At 56.7% G+C, this 15,208-nt stretch carries 8 protein-coding genes; 1 reads left to right on the forward strand and 7 read right to left on the reverse strand.

From position 1 onward, the window contains the following. Positions 1 to 137 precede the first annotated feature (137 nt). Genes A7E78_RS03590 through A7E78_RS03600 form a run of 3 tightly spaced genes read right to left on the reverse strand, consistent with a single transcriptional unit; the run spans position 138 to position 6,576 of the window. Positions 138 to 3,500, reverse strand: coding sequence for a UvrD-helicase domain-containing protein (locus A7E78_RS03590; RefSeq protein WP_083552634.1), 3,363 nt, complete (start codon positions 3,498 to 3,500; stop codon positions 138 to 140). Continuing rightward, a complete protein-coding gene (locus tag A7E78_RS03595; RefSeq protein WP_072282950.1) occupies positions 3,497 to 6,178 on the reverse strand; it encodes a PD-(D/E)XK nuclease family protein in 2,682 nt (893 codons plus the stop codon). The genes A7E78_RS03590 and A7E78_RS03595 overlap by 4 nt, the downstream gene beginning before the upstream one ends. A gap of 2 nt (positions 6,179 to 6,180) precedes the next feature. After that, entirely contained in the window at positions 6,181 to 6,576 is a 396-nt protein-coding gene (locus tag A7E78_RS03600; RefSeq protein ID WP_083553187.1) for a VanZ family protein, read from the reverse strand. A gap of 245 nt (positions 6,577 to 6,821) precedes the next feature. Here A7E78_RS03600 and A7E78_RS03605 point away from each other — a divergent pair, with 245 nt between their 5' ends. Further along, on the forward strand, positions 6,822 to 7,283 hold the full coding sequence (locus A7E78_RS03605; protein ID WP_072282952.1) for a periplasmic heavy metal sensor: 462 nt from the start codon (positions 6,822 to 6,824) through the stop codon (positions 7,281 to 7,283). A 77-nt stretch (positions 7,284 to 7,360) separates the two neighbouring features. On the opposite strand, the gene A7E78_RS03610 is transcribed toward A7E78_RS03605, so the two are convergent. The 4 genes from A7E78_RS03610 to A7E78_RS03625 form a co-directional block, all read right to left on the reverse strand. Beyond that, positions 7,361 to 9,664: a heavy metal translocating P-type ATPase gene (locus A7E78_RS03610; protein ID WP_072282953.1), complete on the reverse strand. Its 2,304-nt coding sequence runs from the start codon at positions 9,662 to 9,664 to the stop codon at positions 7,361 to 7,363. Positions 9,665 to 9,677: 13 nt separating this feature from the next. Beyond that, positions 9,678 to 10,196 carry a hypothetical protein gene (locus A7E78_RS03615; RefSeq protein ID WP_083552640.1) on the reverse strand — a complete coding sequence of 173 codons (519 nt, stop codon included), beginning with the start codon at positions 10,194 to 10,196 and terminating at the stop codon, positions 9,678 to 9,680. Positions 10,197 to 10,250: 54 nt separating this feature from the next. Beyond that, the gene (locus tag A7E78_RS03620; RefSeq protein ID WP_072282954.1) at positions 10,251 to 13,475 is read right to left on the reverse strand and encodes an efflux RND transporter permease subunit; all 3,225 of its coding nucleotides are present in this window, start codon (positions 13,473 to 13,475) and stop codon (positions 10,251 to 10,253) included. 219 nt (positions 13,476 to 13,694) lie between these two features. Continuing rightward, positions 13,695 to 15,170, reverse strand: a complete 1,476-nt coding sequence (locus tag A7E78_RS03625; protein ID WP_072282955.1) for an efflux RND transporter periplasmic adaptor subunit — start codon at positions 15,168 to 15,170, stop codon at positions 13,695 to 13,697. Positions 15,171 to 15,208: the final 38 nt, after the last annotated feature.

The raw sequence follows: 15,208 nt of genomic DNA on the forward strand, positions 1-15,208 counted from the left end.
ACAGTGACGTATATCAGGTAAAAAATCAAGAATCTTTCACAGCCACAGCATGTATACGAGCCATTCTGTCTTATTTTATAGCAGACCGTCTCAGCCCCCCTACTCCCCTATTTCTGCAAGTGTAGGCCAAAACAGTCTTAAGGTGAAAGTTCGTACCATCCGTCGATCAAAGGAAAATAAAGAGCCGTGCGAACCTTTCGACCCGGTTCGAATTCTTCAAACAACCGCCGGTATATAGCGAGCTGCCCCCGGTAATGTTCGCCCTCATTGGACAAAAAGGCTTGACTATCCTTATTTTCTGGCACACTGGTCTTATAGTCGATAATCCACCGTACCCCCTGCACATCAATAAAGGTGCGATCAATGACGGCATGCACCAAGAGCCCGTCCACCATCCCGGACAGAGCCAATTCGCATTCGGCCTGTTCGTGTTGGCCGAGCAACCAGCGTCCCCTTTCGCCCTGCAAAGTCTGTTGCAATGCCAGTAGAACCTTGTCAACGGCATTATCCAACCGGGATGCGGCAATGCCCAACTGGGCCAGATGAATGCGCCACAGAGCCCGTTCGGTGCTGAGTCGATCCATCGGCCAGGCTTCCAACCCGTCGCGAGCAACGGACTCAAGACATTGATGGATAACTGTCCCGATATGACGGCCTTCCTCCGTTGCAGGCCCCAGACTGGTTTCTTCTGAACGTCGAGCTACCGATGAGGGCTGCAAGACATCCACTACTGTCCCGACGTAACTATTTGACAGTTCAGGCAGTTGCCAGTCACCAGGCAACCGCCGTAACAGACGGTTATTTTGTCGACCATCCGTCGACACGGCACTCTGGCGTTCTAGCCCGATAAACTCATCGGCCACAGCCGGCCATAATTTGGCAAGGAAGGACCCGCTCTCGGGACGGCACTCATGCTCACCTACCGGTCTGGCGTAACCCATTAGGTGCAGGCGTTTTTTAGCGCGGGTGGCGGCCACATACAGAACTCGGGCAAGTTCCATATCGTTCTTCTGCTTTTCGATGCGACCGATCGCATCGTAAATAGCATCGCGAGCCCCACTCTCTAAGGGGGCCAGAGGGGCCAGCAGTAAACCGGTGTCAGGCAGGTCGAGCCAACGCATGAGCGCCGCATCTTCGGCACGGGGACGACGGCCCAGACCCGGCAGAATCACCATATCGAACTCAAGCCCCTTGGCCTTGTGGATGGTCATGACCTGCAGAGATTCGTCAGCCAGAGGGTCGGCAGCGGCATACAGTTTGGCGAGTTTTTCAGCCAAAGATTCAAAAGGCAACAGGTCGCCGCCTTGATCGAGTTCTTCCAGCAGTCCCAGTACAGCATCGGCATCGACCAAACCGGCTGCATCCAAACACCCCGGACCACCAAGAGCCAGCCACGCGCCTTCAACCAGAACCCGCAGCGAGACCCTGCCCCGTTGTGCCATGGATTGATGTAACACGGCTTGTACCCGCTCCAGGCGTTTGCGCCCATCGCTGGAAAGTGCCAGGTGCCTCTGCGGTTGTCGCAACAGTTCCGCCATAGTGCTATCCTGAGCTTCGCCGCTGAGGATATGCAAATCCTCCAGGCTCAAGCCGCACCATGGGGCACGCAGTACGGCCAGGTGAGCGATTCTATCTCCAGGATGAAGCAAAGCCCGCGTCAGGGCCAGCAAATCCCTCGCTACGGGTCGTTCGGCGAGGGAATCGATCTCCTGAGCGCGGAACCGTAGTCCTGCTGTGCGAAAGGCCGCCAAGATTTCCTTGAGATGCGTCCGCGCACGAACGAGAACGGCAACACTGCCCTGCGGGTTCTCTTGTTGTGCCTGACGTACCAACTTAACTACCTGTGCAGCCTCTATACGGTCATCACGGCCAACGGTTGGATGAAGGGTAACGGCGGGACGATCCAACGGTGCACGGGCAGCCACCGAAGGTGCATAGGTGACTCCTCCCAGGGCCTCGTCCTCAGAGTCTGGAAAAAGACTGGGAAACATACGGTTTACCCAATCAACGATCCCAGCCTGAGAACGAAAATTGGTCTTCAGATAGAGAGGATCAAGACGCAGATGATCGATCCCCTGCTGACGAGCCTGAAGATACAATCCAACTTCAGCCTCGCGAAAGCGATAGATGGATTGCATGGGGTCGCCAACCAGAAACAGGCTGCGACCGTCACCCTGCTGCCAGCCGGCGATGAGCTTCTTCAACAGCAGAAACTGTCCCCAGGAGGTATCCTGAAATTCATCTACGAGGATATGGCGAATGCGGCTGTCAAGGTGCAGCAGGAGGTCGGTCGGCGCATCGACATCCCCAAGGGCCTGCCCGGCCGACAGGGCGACTTGAACAAAATCGCATTGGCCGCGTTCCTTGAAGGCCAGCCAAAGTTCGCCTACAGCCCGTGGCAACAGAGTTACCAAGGCCTGTAAAACCTGCCACTGTTCCGGTTCATAAACCACCGGCGGCAAGGTGCGTATCTCGTCGAACAGGGCGACAACAGCCGACCGCTCTGCAAAATCCTCCAACAGCAAGCCCATGGCTTCTTTCATGGATGCATGGGGTTCTTTTTTTCCGGGGAGGAAGCCGCAGTTCTTATCGAGGCGCTTGCGCAGAGTTCCGCTGCGAGTCAACAGCAGATCGGCCAGGCCGCGCCAGGTCTGGATTTCATCCGCTATCGGCTTTGGAAAAGAGGTCAAATCAACCAAACAGCTGATGCTATTGTCGATCCCCTGGCTATGCAGGTTGCCTCCCGCAAAAGCCCCCATGCGCACCAGGGCGCTTCGCTCCTCTGGAGTCAACAGGCTATGCAAACGATGGAGCGCTCCTTCCACCAACGAGCGCAATCCCCCTTCAAGAATCTGTCGTTGCTCATCGGCCCGGTGACCGTAAAGGTGGCGCAACCATTGATCCCGCCGGGCCAACATACCGACCAGCAGCTCCCGTAGCCTCTCCATGCGATTATCCAGATGGGACAGCAGCTGGCAGGCGGCCGAACCGCAAGGGTCCTTATGATCAGCCAAAGCCAGTACACGCTCGGCTGCAAGTCGGTAGAGCTCGTTGGCGTCTTCAACGATGGCGGCCTGGGCACCAAAACGGGACAACCAGGGCATACGACGTACCAGAGAGGCGCAGAAACTGTCGATGGTTTGTACCGTCAGTCGCACCGGGTTTTCCAACAGCCGCCAATCGTGTCGAGCATCGTTTTCCAGGACGGTCCGAGCCAGACGCCAGGTGGTTCGGGCGTGATCGGCATCCGGCTCCGGTTCTTGGGCCGACTCCAGGGAACGCACCAGGCGGTCCCGCATTTCACCGGCAGCTTTGCGAGTAAAAGTAATGGCCAGCACTTCCTCTGGTTGTTCGGCTACACCGAGCAAAGCAAGAATCCGTTGGATCAGCAATTCGGTTTTACCGCTCCCCGCAGGTGCCTGAACGATAAAAGACCCCGATGGATCTAAAGCCTGGCGGCGGGCCTGAATATCCGGGGGGTCTGTGATGGTCAACTTCATAACTGTTCCTCCCCCCCTTGCTGTCCGTTTTGGTCAACAATCCGGCAAAGAGCTTGCAAATCACAACGATCGCAGGCCTGCCGGTCATTGATCGGATCGACCTGTGCTTGCCCGCCGGCAAAACCGTCACCGAGTTGATGCAGGGTCTGGCGCCAGCTTCTCAGCAGATCATCCCAGTGGCCGATGTCAGTCCCTTCGAGTTTTGGATGACCGCTGGCACTGGCCACACCTGGCAATAATTCATCGTCTCGACCAAGTCCGACAAAAGAACAATCCCCACGCCGAACTTTGGCAAAGGCAACAGCAGCCAGTTCAGAGTCACGACGATCCATAGTATAGAGGGGCAACTGGGGCTCTACCGGTCGATCTCCGAGCCAATCTCCGACAGCAGCCATCCCTGTTTTGTAGTCGATGATAACCTGAGAGCCGTCCGCCAGGCGATCTATGCGGTCGATACGCGTCTGCAAGGTTAAAGGACCGAAGGTCTCTCGATGCCAGGCCTCCATGATGTCTACGCTGAAAGGGGGTCGTTGTGCCTCGAGATCCAGCCACTCCCCAAGCAGCCCCAGCAATCGTTGCTTTTCCAGTTGTCGCTGGCTGTTCGACAAGGCTATCTGCCGCTCGGCATCCAACTCATCCAGCGCTTGTTCGACGCAGGACAAGGAGCGTTGGCTCCAATCATCGGTGTCAAGGGCGGTCAAGCCCTGCCAGTCTCCTGTTTTTTGCCAAAACAGTTCCAGAACACGATGCACCAACGAGCCCCGATCAAGGCCGTCAAGACCGAAACCGGGAGTGGCAAGCCCTCTCGCACCAAGCCGATGGCGCGCAAAAGCCTTAAAAGGACACAAAGCCTGATCCTTCAGAATCGCCGTCCCTCCGGAGATTCTACTTCCCTCAGCAATCGACGGTCCTTGTGCATCACACAAGACTTCCAAGGACGGGGAAACAGCCTGAATCAGCAACGCCGGCCGTTGGCTGCCGGACAGCGGTAGTTCAATCATCGGTAAGTGCTGAACCAAGGGACTCGGCAATCGCTCGCGACCGTCCATGCGCAGAGGCCAGCTGACCACAACCTCCGGCGCCGCAGCCAATAGCCTCCCGGCGATTTTCTGGGCAAAATCAAGTTCTCTCTCGGCATCCGCATGTGGCATCTTTAAACGACGCTGCAAAGAAGGCGGAATAAATGCGTTGGGACGAGCCGAAGCGGGCAAGGATTCATCGTGGAAACCCAAAAGCCATAAGGCATCGAACTGCTGCCCGGATGCTTCAAGAGCGCCTAGCACCTGCACCCGCCCTGCCGAACCTTCCGGCTGAAAAATTTTGTCGGCGGCCAACCGTCGCAACAGGGCCAGCGCTTCACCACGACTCATGGGCTTGGAAACAGTATCCAGACAGGCGATACCAGCCAACAGCTCCTTCCAGGCTGTGAATACCTGGAATTCACGGCTGGTCAGGCTGCGATCCCGAGACCATTGGCAACTATCGAGGACTTCGGCGAAGTGCCTTGCCCAGTCTCCGGGTAGACGCTTAGCAGTATCCGCCAGAGCATTTTGGATGATTTCGAGTTGGCTGGCAAAGATATCGGCGCGGCCCAGTTTTTTCTTGACCCCCCTTTCGGCAAAACGCAGGACGTTTTTCAGAGGCAGTTCCATCAACCGCAGATTGCGCAATTCCCGATCCAGGATTGCACGGGCGTTCTGTTCTCCGGAATACCCCCAGACAAAGGGCGAGCGGAGCAAATAGCTGATACTGTCCAGAGTTACTATACGCCCCAGACCCAACAGCTCAAAAGCGGCGACCACCATGCCTTCTTTTAGTAAGGGAGTCCCCAAAGAAAGGTTGAAAGCTTTCTCTGCGCCAGCTCCGGGCAGCAATGCTGCCGGACTTAACTCTTCGCGAAATATCCGCTGTAGTCGCTGCTGATAAGCGGCCATATCGACGGCGATGATGCCGATTCTCTCAACGTTGCTTTCCAGTTGATGGCGCACCCATTGAGCGCAACTTCGCACCTCTTCATCAGGATCGGCATAACCGACCCTTCCTTGAGATTGTGGTTGACAAGCCGGAGGCATCCAATGGTGAACGGTCACACCTCGCTTCTGCAGCGTCAAGCACAAGTTCGCAATCGTTGGCGTAAGATCGTCAAAGCCGGCAAGCCACAAATCTCCCGGCAACGGCAACACCGCATCCTCCAGTGCCTGAATCAATCGGACCGAAAGCAGCCCCGGGTCATCCCATCCCCCCTCGCGGCACAACTGCTGCCAGCGATGCTGCCAGCGCAAAAAAGCCCGATGATCTTCTCCCCCCTCCTCCGGCTTGAAAGCTGTGCCATACTCGCATAGCAATTGATGGGCCTGGGAGGCAGCACGGGCGGCATCAGTCACCCGCATGAGACCGTCCCTCTCATTGCCCCGCTCCACCTCTTCAACAGCCCTTTCCCACAAGAGCAAAGCCTGAGTCGGCCCAAGGATTTTGCTGTCGAGACCCAAAAGGCCGGCCATTTTCCGTTGCCAGTTGAGATGAAAAACAATACTCGGCGATGTCCACGCAGAACGCCCTTGTTCCTGCTGACGGCGATCATATGCCTGTACCAGGTAACGGGCGAGACGCTGGTTGACAGTCAGCACCAGGGCACCTTTTTCGGCAGCTGCCAAGATGTCCATCACGTCAGTTTCCATGTTCAACGCTTCTCCTTACCACCATTGAACTTACGACAATAAAGCAACCATATCGGGATATAGATCACAAGACCTCCCAAAGCATTAGCCAGAATGTCTGCGAGATCGCCGCTTCGACCACGGGTAAGCAGGGCCTGGGCACCCTCCATAAGGGCGCCATAACCCACGACAATAAACAGCGCGTAGCGCCATGCATCCAGTCTAGAGGGTGTCATCGGCAAAAAGGCCCAGCCACCGAGAATCATGAGAAACGCATAAGCGAAGGCATGTTGCGCCTTGTCCCAGGAAAGAATCCCGGATTGAGGTACAGGCGGGTTAGGCATCACCGAAAGCCCTAAAATTACCAAAGCGGCAAAGATAAACAGCAACAGGCGAAACCGGCCATCAAACTGAATCATAAATTTTTCCGAATTACTGGGGAATTGACGACCACGTTTGAACAGGTGTGATGTGGGAGCCCAAAAACAGGGTTCCATATTAAGGGTCATTCAATGTACAATGAAAACCGTTCTTTTGTACAGCAGCTTGGCACAACGCAGTTCGGCAGCGTTTTGGGACTTCTTTTTCATCGCCGATCATGCCCGGCCTGCATAACCATGAAATCATGATTCCTCAAACTAATTATCCCAGGAGAACTGACGCCATGATCAGAACATTGCAAACCTTCGCTGTTACTACTCTCCTCGTCTTTGCCCTGCTGGCAGGCACGGCCCAGAGCCGCCCCTGCGCCGTGAACGGCAAGGGACCTGGACCATACAAAACGGCCCAACTGACCGCAGAAGAGCAAAAAACCGTACAAGAAATTAATGCCAAATACCAGGCTTCTATGGTTGAAAAGAAAGCCAAACTTCACGCCAAGCGGGCCGAATTGAAAGCCACCATGGCCGCGGAAAAATTCGATGCTGCCAAGGCCAGGGAACTGAGCAAAGAAACCGCTGCCCTGCACAGCGAACTTATGGAACTCCAAATGGTTCAGTGCATCGAAATGCGGGAAAAGGGCCTGGCATCCTGCGCCACCTGCCGGCCTGGCGCACAACACAGGGGATGCCCCCTCGGCCAGGGTAAGCAGCCCGTGGGGCCAGCGCCCTGTCCAAAAGCTCCCTGAACCTCACCACCCAAGTGACCATTGAAAACGGCATGCCGATTACCATCGCGCATGCCGTTTTTTTATTGCAGGGTTTGTCAGCCGAGTCGGACCTTACGCAACCGCAGGGCATTGCTGATCACCGATACCGAGCTGAAACTCATTGCGGCCGCGGCAAGCATGGGGCTTAGAAGCAGGCCGAAGAAGGGATAGAGCACCCCTGCCGCGATGGGTACGCCCAAAGCGTTGTAGCAAAAAGCGAAAAAAAGGTTCTGGCGGATATTGCGCATCGTTGCCTGGCTCAAGGAACGAGCACGGACAATGCCACGCAGGTCGCCCTTGACCAGGGTCACCCCCGCACTTTCCATAGCCACATCGGTGCCGGTACCCATGGCGATACCGACCTGGGCCTGGGCCAGGGCCGGCGCATCATTGATGCCGTCGCCAGCCATGGCGACGAAACGTCCCTGCTCCTGTAACTCCTTGACCTTGGCCGCCTTGTCCTGGGGCAGCACCCCGGCACGTACTTCGTCGATATTCAGTTGATCTGCAACCGCCTTGGCGGTAGTAAGGTTGTCACCGGTAAGCATCACGATATGAATGCCGCTTCGATGCAGCTGCTCAATTGCTTCAGGCGTGGTTTTTTTGATGGGATCGGCCACGGCCAGCAATCCGGCCGCCTTTCCATTTACGGCCACGAACATGGCGGTTTGCCCCTTCCCGCGCAACAGTTCGGCCTTCTCCAGCAGCGGTTCCGGGTCGATGCCCTGTTCTTTCAACAGCGTTTCGGTGCCCAAAACCACTTTAACATCGTCAACCCTCCCCAGAACCCCTTTCCCGGTGAGAGACTCAAAGTCTGTTGCCGCCGTCAAGGCGATATCCCGCTCTTTGGCCCCCTGCACAATGGCCGCTGCCAGGGGGTGCTCGCTACCCATTTCCAGGCTAGCGGCCAGTCGCAGCACCTCATCTTCCGACAGACGTTCAGGCTCAACGGCGACCAGTTTCGGCTTGCCCTCTGTCAGGGTACCGGTCTTGTCCACCACCAAGGTATCGACCTGACGCAGATGCTCTACCGCCTCGGCGTTTTTGAAGAGTACTCCCAGAGAAGCGCCCCGGCCGGTGGCCACCATAATGGACATGGGAGTAGCCAATCCCAGAGCGCAGGGGCAGGCGATGATCAGCACCGCCACGGCGTTAATCAGGGCGTGGGCCATGCGCGGCTCTGGGCCTAGCAAAGCCCAGACGAAGAAGGCGACCAATGCGACGCTCACAACTGCCGGCACGAAATATCCGGCCACCCTATCGGCCAGGTTCTGAATCGGCGCACGGCTACGCTGGGCTTCAGCCACCATCTGCACGATCTGGCTCAACAGGGTATCGGCCCCCACCCGTTCGGCCTGCATGATGAGAGAGCCGGTCTGATTGACTGTCGCGCCTGTGACCGGATCGCCAGATCCTTTAGCCACCGGCAGGGGTTCACCGGTAATCATCGATTCATCGATACTGCTGATCCCTTCAAGGACCACGCCGTCTACGGGAACCTTTTCGCCAGGCCGTATCCGTAACCGATCACCAACCAGAACCTCCTCGAGGGCCACGTCGACCTCGCTGCCGTCTTCAGCAAGACGTCGAGCGGTCTTGGCTGCCAGCCCCAGAAGCGCGCGGATCGCCTTTCCGGTCTGGCTGCGGGCTCGTCCCTCCAGGACCTGGCCCAGCAAAACCAGGGTGGTAATCACGGCGGCGGCTTCGAAATAGACCGCCACCTCCCCTTCGGCACCACGGAATGATGCCGGAAAAAACCCAGGCCACAGGGTGGCTACTACACTGTAAAGGTAGGCTACCCCGACCCCAAGCCCGATGAGGGTAAACATGTTGAGACTGCGATTGACCAGCGACTGCCAGTAGCGAACCAGAAACGGCCAGCCGCACCACAGGACGACCGGCGTGGCAAACAGCCACTCAAAAACATTGCGCATTCGCGGAGACGCGAGACTGGCGATCCCTTCGGCGAGTCCCGGCACCATTTTCCCCATCGCCAGAGTGAAGACCGGTACGGTCAGCAACAGGCTGGCCCAGAAACGCCGAGTCATGTTGCGAAGTTCGGGGTTATCCTCGTCCTCAAGGCTGATTTCTTTCGGCTCTAGATCCATGCCGCAGGCAGGACAACTACCCGGCCCTGTTTGCACCACCTCGGGATGCATGGGGCAGGTGTATTCGCGCAGGTCGGTGCCAGCATCTTTTTTAACCATTTTTTTCAATCGCTTATCCAGAGCTTGCTGAGGATTTGCTTTAAATTTTTCCAAGCAGTGCAAGGAGCAGAAATAATAGGTTTTACCTTCGTATTCGGCGTGCCCTGCAGCCTTTTCTGGAGTAACGACCATGCCGCAGACGGGATCTTTCATGGCAACCTCGCTGTTATTTAATTACATGATGCCCGTGATATTTATGCACTTTGCCTTCGGCCAGTTTGGCAGCAATGCGGAAATGCCAGATACCCAGTTGATCAAGCACGACGTCGGCACCGAAATGACCCTGCATGCCCATCAACCGAACGGGTGCCGCTTCTTTGCCATCGGGCGAGCCAATTTTAATCGCCACAGTGCCGCTCTCAACGGGCTTTCCGGTTTCAGCATCGCTCAACCTCACCATCAGATGATGGGTAGCCTTGGATCCGGCAGGCATCATTTTCAAATCAATGGGCATCAGGTGGCACATAGCCTTAACACCTTCCTGAACGTCCTCGCCCAAAATGACCATCATACCCTGGCCATGGGCCATACCGTCATCCATGCCGTTCATATCCTGCATTTGGCCGTGGTCCATGGATTCGGACATTTTGTGTTGCTCGTGGCCATCCATAGCCATTGCCGAAGTGACAAGCAGGGTAACACCTGCGATCAGGCTAATCAGCATTCCAAGTTTTCTTTGTTTCATAGTTTCCTCCGTAAGATGGTGTATTTACCTGTCGGGTAACCTACAGGGGTGAGGTTAATCTTCCAGTTCCCCAGGGGCGGTTGCCTCCAAGCTTGAATCCAAACTGCGGGCCCGCCAAATATAGAAAATAACGGGATAGACCAGCATTTCCAGTACCAGGGAAGTGACCGAACCGCCAACCATGGGGGCGGCGATGCGTTTCATCACGTCGGCCCCCGCTCCGGTGCTCCACATAATGGGAAAAAGGCCTGCGATGATGGTGATAACCGTCATCACCTTGGGCCGGATGCGCTTGACGGCACCGTGATGGATAGCTTGGGCCAGGTCACCGCGGGTGCGCATACGCCCTTTTTCCGTCCAGTTCTTGTGGGCAATATCAAGATACAGAAGCATTACCACCCCGGTTTCAGCGTCCAACCCGGCCAGAGCGATGAGGCCGACCCACACCCCGATGGACATGTTGTAGCCGAGCAGATAGAGCAGCCAGAAAGCGCCCACCAGCGAAAAAGGCACAGCCAGAAACACGATGCCTGTTTTAATCGCCGACTTGGTACTGAGGTAGATCAGCACAAAGATCACCACCACCGTCAGCGGAATGATCAGCAGCAGTCGTTCCCGGGTGGACTCGATGTACTCGTATTGACCGCTCCAGACGAGGTTGTAGCCTTCCGGCAGGGTGATATTCTCCGCCACGGCCTTGCGGGCGTTCTTCACGTAGGTGCCGACGTCGATCCCCTTGAGATCCACGAACACCCAGGCGGTGCGCCGGGCGTTCTCGCTTTTGATGGCGCCCGGGCCTTTTTGGATACGAATATCGGCAACCTGACCGATGGGGATATGTTTACCCTCTGCGATGGGGATCAAGACCCGTTTCAGGGCCGGCAGGTCGTTGCGGTAGTCCTGCAGGTAGCGGACGTTGACCGGGTAGCGCTCCAGACCCTCGACGGTCTGGGTCACGTTCATGCCCCCAATGGCACTCTGGATGATGTCCTGCACATCGCCGACGGTCAGGCCGTAGCGGGCCACTTGGTCGCGGTCGATGATGAAGTCAAGATAGTTGCCGCCCACCACCCGCTCGGAAAAGGCACTCAGGGTTCCCGGCAGGGTCCTCACCAGGGCCTCGACCTGTTCGCCTAGATCGCTCAGGGTCTGCAGGTCCGGTCCCATGATCTTGATGCCCACCGGCGTCTTAATCCCGGTGGAGAGCATGTCAATACGGGTCTTGATGGGCATGGTCCAGGCGTTGGTCAATCCCGGAAACTGGATCGCCGCGTTGAGCTCCTCAGTCAACTGCTCGACGCTGATCCGCTTCTCCTCCGGCCAGATCCAGCGCAAGGTTACCTTCAGCGGTTTGGTCCAGTCGGGCCATTCGCTGTAAAAGCGCTCCGTATAAATTTCGCGCCACTCGTCTTCCGGCTTGAGCAGAATGGTGGTTTCGATCATCGACAAAGGCGCCGGGTCGGTGGCCGTTTCGGCGCGTCCGACCTTGCCGAAGACCCGCTCGACCTCAGGAAACTGGCCAATGATGCGGTCGGTCTGTTGCAACAGTTCCCGGGCCTTGGTAATGGAGATCCCCGGCAGGGTGGTCGGCATATAGAGCAGGTCCCCCTCGTAGAGAGGGGGCATGAACTCAGTGCCCAAACGGGACAATGGATAAGCGGCGGAGATGACAAGCAGCAGAGCCACCAGCAGGGTCGTTTTGCGCCAACGCAGCACGAAATCGACCACAGGATGGTAGAGGCGGATCAGCAACCGGCTGATAGGATTGCGATCCTCATGATGGATTTTCCCGCGAATGAACCAGACCATCAACACCGGCACCAAGGTAACGGCCAGGATCGCCGCAGCCGCCATGGAATAGGTCTTGGTGAAAGCCAGCGGCTTGAAAAGCCGCCCCGCCTGCTCCTGCAGGGTGAATACGGGGGCGAAGGACACGGTGATGACCAGCAGGGCGAAAAAAATTGTCGGGCCGACCTCCTTGGCCGCCGTGACGATGGCCTGGGTGCGCGTCCTCCCTTCCCCGCCCTTTTCCAAGTGTTTGTGGGCGTTCTCCACCATGATGATGGCCGAGTCGACCATGGTGCCGATGGCGATGGCGATACCACCCAGACTCATGATGTTGACGTTGATCCCCTGGGCGAACATGATGATAAAAGCCATCAGAATCGCCACCGGCAGAGCAAGGATCACCACCGCAGCGCTCGGCAGGTGAAACAGGAAGAGGATAATCACCAAGGCGACGACTATGCTCTCCTCCAGAAGCTTCTCCTGCAAGTTGGAAACGGAGCGCTGAATCAGCCCGGAGCGGTCGTAAACCGGGACGATCTCCACCCCTTCGGGGAGCCCGGCCTTTAGTGACTGCAGCTTTTCTTTAACGTTGTCGATGGTTTTCAAGGCGTTCTCACCGGAACGCATGACGATGATCCCTCCCACCGTCTCGCCCTTGCCGTCGAGCTCCGCCAGACCACGGCGCAATTCCGGGCCGATGCGTACCTGGGCCAGGTCCCGCAACAGAATCGGCGTGCCCCGGCGGTCGGTGCCCACGACCACCTTTTCCAGATCGGCCAGCGACTGAAGGTAACCAGGGCTGCGCACCATGAATTCGGTCTCGGCCATCTCCACAAGACGGCCCCCGACGTCGTTGTTGCTGCGCTGAATAGCCTTTTTGATCTGCGGAATAGTGATATGGTAGGCAAGCAGCCGGTCGGGGTCGACCGCCACCTGATACTGCTTGACGTAGCCGCCGAGGCTGGCCACCTCGGATACGCCCTCCACGGCGGTCAACTCGTAACGCAGAAACCAGTCCTGAATGGAACGCAGTTGCTGCAGGTCGTGGCTGTCGCTTTGCAGGGCGTACTCGTAGACCCAGCCGACCCCGGTGGCATCGGGGCCAAGACTCGGCGTCACTCCCCGTGGCAATCGGCCGGACGCGTAGTTGAGGTATTCGAGGACCCGAGAGCGGGCCCAGTACAGGTCGGTGCCGTCCTCGAAGATGATGTAAACAAAGGAAAAGCCGAAGAAGGAGTAACCGCGCACCACCTTGGCGCCAGGCACGGCAAGCATCTGCGTGGTGAGCGGATAGGTGACCTGGTCCTCCACCACCTGCGGCGCCTGACCCGGATACTCGGTAAAAACGATGACCTGCACATCCGAAAGATCGGGGATGGCGTCGATAGGTATATTCTTCAGGGAATAAACCCCGCCGACCATCAGAAAAGCGGTCGCCAGAATCACCATGAATTTATTGCGAACGGACCATTCAATTATTTTTTCAAGCATGGCAAATCCTAATCTCGGTCCTCATCAAAAACCCCAAAAATTCACCACGAAGGACACCAAGAGCACCAAGAAAAAAGAACCTATTCCCCTGATTCCACAGCCTCAGTTTCCAACTGCTGATTGGATTTTGTAAAACCAAATTCGTTTGGTTGTAATTCATTCTTCGTGTCCTTCGTGCTCTTCGTAGTAAGAAACTGCCTTTTCTACTATGCCGATTATTTATTCGAACAGAGCTTCGAGATCTTCCTCCGACAAGTCATGCCCCTGGTGGTTATCAACCGGCGCTTGTTCAACCTCCTTCGGCTCCAGCATCTTCTGAATCGCTTCGCGCAGTCGGCTCTCCGAATCGAACAGGAATTGGGCACTGGTCACCACCTGTTCCCCTTCAAGCACCCCCTGAGTGATTTCGATAAATCCATCCTGATCCTGAACGCCGGTCTTCACTTCACGTGGTTCGAATTTACCATCGCCGAGAGCAACGAATACCCTCTGTTTTTCACCGGAATGGATCACCGCCTCGCCGGGTACGGCTAGCGCATCCTGAACCCTTTGAGCCCGAACACGGACATTGACATACATGTCGGGTTTGAGTTCAAAACCGGGATTGGAAAACTCAAGGCGGGCTTTAACGGTACGGGTTTTAGGCTCGACGTAAGGATAAATAGTGCTGATTTCAGCGCTGAGAATTTTGCCGCTGACAAAGGGCAACACGACCTCGGCCTTTTGCCCAACCTTGATCCAGGGCAGTTCGTATTCATAGATGTCGGCATAGACCCAGACCTTGGAGATATCGCCGATCCGGAACAGTTCCTGTCCGGCCTTGATGAACTGGCCGGGCATGGCCATCTTCATGGTGACTACCCCCTGGTAGGGCGCGTACAAAGTCAGGGTCTTGCGCACCTGGCCGGTTTTCTCCAACTGCCGGATCTGCCGGTCGCTGATATCCCAGTAGCGCAGACGCTGGCGTGAGGCCTCCAGCAAGCGGTCGCCACCGGCGGAAATTTCCGTAAAAGTACTGCCTTTAAGCGCCTCCCTGTTGCGCAATGCCAGCAGGTACTCCTGCTGTGCCGCCACGAGTTTGGGGCTGTATATCTCCAGCAATGCCTGCCCATTTTTCACCAACTGCCCTGTTTCGGCCACGTAGAGCTTTTCGATCCAGCCGTCGACCTTAGCGTTGATCGAAGTCACCTTCGGTTCATCGTAATCGACCGTGCCGACGGTACGAATGAGACGATACAGATCACGACGCTCCACCGTTGCGGTGCGCACCCCCATGTTCTGGGAGGTCACCGGATCGATGGCGATGGTGGCGCCGGAGGGAGCTTCGTCCTCGTAAACCGGCACCAGATCCATGCCCATGGGCGACTTACCGGGTTCGTCGCGGATGTAGGTGGGATCCATCGGCGCCACCCAGTACTTGATCTTGCGCTCCCCGGCATCGGCTGCAGAGGCGGCCGGGCCGCTGGTGCCAGCCTTGACCGGGGTCAGGTCCATTTGGCAAATCGGGCAAGTACCCGGCTCATCAGTGATGATCATCGGGTGCATGCCGCAGGTGTATTGCTGATGTACCTCCTGATCGTGGTTGACATGGTCGGTTGTTGGTTTTGCCCGGTGGAAGGAATACCAGATTCCGCCAACGGCCAGGGCCATGACAACAACGGTGCCTACAAGCAATCGTTTCCTTAATAATTTCATTTGTTTGATCCTGTCAGGATGCCTCTTTTAAATAACAA

Origin of the sequence: Syntrophotalea acetylenivorans (assembly GCF_001887775.1) — a bacterium.
In the GTDB taxonomy this organism is placed as follows: domain Bacteria; phylum Desulfobacterota; class Desulfuromonadia; order Desulfuromonadales; family Syntrophotaleaceae; genus Syntrophotalea_A; species Syntrophotalea_A acetylenivorans.

What these genes read in the sequence shown, in the direction of transcription:
- A7E78_RS03610 (WP_072282953.1), bottom strand. Translation starts at nt 9,664, where the DNA reads ATGAAAGATCCCGTCTGCGGCATGGTCGTTACTCCAGAAAAGGCTGCA.
- A7E78_RS03590 (WP_083552634.1), bottom strand. Translation starts at nt 3,500, where the DNA reads ATGAAGTTGACCATCACAGACCCCCCGGATATTCAGGCCCGCCGCCAG.
- A7E78_RS03600 (WP_083553187.1), bottom strand. Translation starts at nt 6,576, where the DNA reads ATGATTCAGTTTGATGGCCGGTTTCGCCTGTTGCTGTTTATCTTTGCC.
- A7E78_RS03625 (WP_072282955.1), bottom strand. Translation starts at nt 15,170, where the DNA reads ATGAAATTATTAAGGAAACGATTGCTTGTAGGCACCGTTGTTGTCATG.
- A7E78_RS03615 (WP_083552640.1), bottom strand. Translation starts at nt 10,196, where the DNA reads ATGAAACAAAGAAAACTTGGAATGCTGATTAGCCTGATCGCAGGTGTT.
- A7E78_RS03595 (WP_072282950.1), bottom strand. Translation starts at nt 6,178, where the DNA reads ATGGAAACTGACGTGATGGACATCTTGGCAGCTGCCGAAAAAGGTGCC.
- A7E78_RS03620 (WP_072282954.1), bottom strand. Translation starts at nt 13,475, where the DNA reads ATGCTTGAAAAAATAATTGAATGGTCCGTTCGCAATAAATTCATGGTG.
- A7E78_RS03605 (WP_072282952.1), top strand. Translation starts at nt 6,822, where the DNA reads ATGATCAGAACATTGCAAACCTTCGCTGTTACTACTCTCCTCGTCTTT.